The following is a 1,389-nucleotide window of genomic DNA, read 5'->3' as shown; positions in this document are numbered from 1 at the left end:
GTGAACCGCCTCCGATTTTTCTGGACACGATTTTGGGGTAAAACGTGTTTCTGGAAACGGAGTTGAACATGCTGAAGAAGTCGAAGATCGCCGAGGTTGTGCCTGGGGCGGTGGAAGGAGCGCGTAGCGCGACTGGAAGCGCCCTAGGCGCGGCCGCCGAAGTGAAACGGTGGTCGGCCAACCGGAAGAAACAAGTCGTCTTGCGCTTGTTGCGCGGCGAGCCGGTGGACGCCATTTCGCGCGAAGTTTCGGTACCGATATACCGGCTCGAAGAATGGCGCGAGCGTGCCTTGGCCGGTATCGATGCTGGCCTCAAGGAGCGTGAGAACGATCCGCTGGAGGCAAAGCTTGGCGAGGCGACCCGGCGCATTGGCGAGCTGGTCATGGAAAACGAACTGCTGCGCAAGGAACGGCAGGCCCGACACCCTTTGGTCAACCGGAGGTCGTCGAAATGAGCCGAACGATCTCCGCTGGCATCGGCAAGCCTTATGGGCTGGAGCGAGTCTGTCGGGTGCTCGGATTCCCGCGTTCGACGATCTATGCCGCTCGTGCGCGCGAGTCGAGCAACGTAGTGCCACTCGTGGCACAGCGGCGCGGCCCGAAGCCAAAGATGCCCAACGCCGACCTTCTGAATGCCATTCGGGCCGATCTGGCGGCCTCGCCGTTTATCGGCGAGGGGCACCGCAAGGTATGGGCGCGGTTGCGTATCCTGCGCGACATCCGCGTCTCGCGCACCCGCGTGCTGCGGCTGATGCGGGAGAACGCTTTGCTGTCGCCGCATCGTCGGCCTCAGGGTAAGTCGTCTCTGCACGACGGCACGATCACGACGAGCCGCCCGAACGAAATGTGGGGCACCGACGGCGTGCGCATCGAGACCGTGGATGACGGCTGGGTCTGGGTGTTCTCGGCGGTTGATCATTGCGACGCCTGCTGCGTCGGCATCCATGCGGTCAAGACGGGCAACCGGCTCGCCGCCTTGCAGCCGATCGCACAGGGACTGCTGGGTGAATTCGGCGGCACGGGTGCCGAGGTTGGTCGGGGCTTGACGCTGCGCATGGATCACGGTTCGCAGTACACGGCCGATGACTTCCTCAACCAGGTGAGGTTCTGGGGCGTCACGCCGAGCTTCGCCTTCGTCGCCGAACCGCAAACGAATGGCGTCGCTGAGCGCTTCAACCGGACGCTGAAGGAACAAGCCATTCACGGTCGCATCTTCAGGAACCTGGAGGAAGTTCGGGCCGCGGCCGTCGAGTTCAAAGATCGTTACAACCGTCATTGGCGTCTCGAAAAACTGGGCTTTATGTCACCCCATGAAGCCCGTCACGCAGCCACCATGAAAGAGGCCGCCTGAGTTGCAAACCCGTGTTCAGACAATCCGAGCCGGTACAC

Annotated in this window: 2 protein-coding genes; both read left to right on the top strand. The window is 62.5% G+C overall.

Going from position 1 to position 1,389, the window contains the following annotated elements:
- Window positions 1-68: 68 nt before the first annotated feature.
- A complete protein-coding gene (locus tag AWB67_RS37850; protein ID WP_087660856.1) occupies window positions 69-455 on the top strand; it encodes an IS3 family transposase in 387 nt (128 codons plus the stop codon).
- Window positions 452-1,351: an integrase core domain-containing protein gene (locus tag AWB67_RS37845; protein ID WP_087660855.1), complete on the top strand. Its 900-nt coding sequence runs from the start codon at window positions 452-454 to the stop codon at window positions 1,349-1,351. Before AWB67_RS37850 ends, AWB67_RS37845 begins: the two co-directional genes overlap by 4 nt.
- Window positions 1,352-1,389: the final 38 nt, after the last annotated feature.

Origin of the sequence: Caballeronia terrestris (genome assembly GCF_001544515.1) — a bacterium.
Classification (GTDB): domain Bacteria; phylum Pseudomonadota; class Gammaproteobacteria; order Burkholderiales; family Burkholderiaceae; genus Caballeronia; species Caballeronia terrestris.
This window is presented reverse-complemented; position numbering and strand designations above follow the sequence as displayed.

Bases quoted from the DNA above. Each gene is read 5' to 3' on its own strand.
- AWB67_RS37845 (WP_087660855.1), top strand. From the start codon at position 452: ATGAGCCGAACGATCTCCGCTGGCATCGGCAAGCCTTATGGGCTGGAG.
- AWB67_RS37850 (WP_087660856.1), top strand. From the start codon at position 69: ATGCTGAAGAAGTCGAAGATCGCCGAGGTTGTGCCTGGGGCGGTGGAA.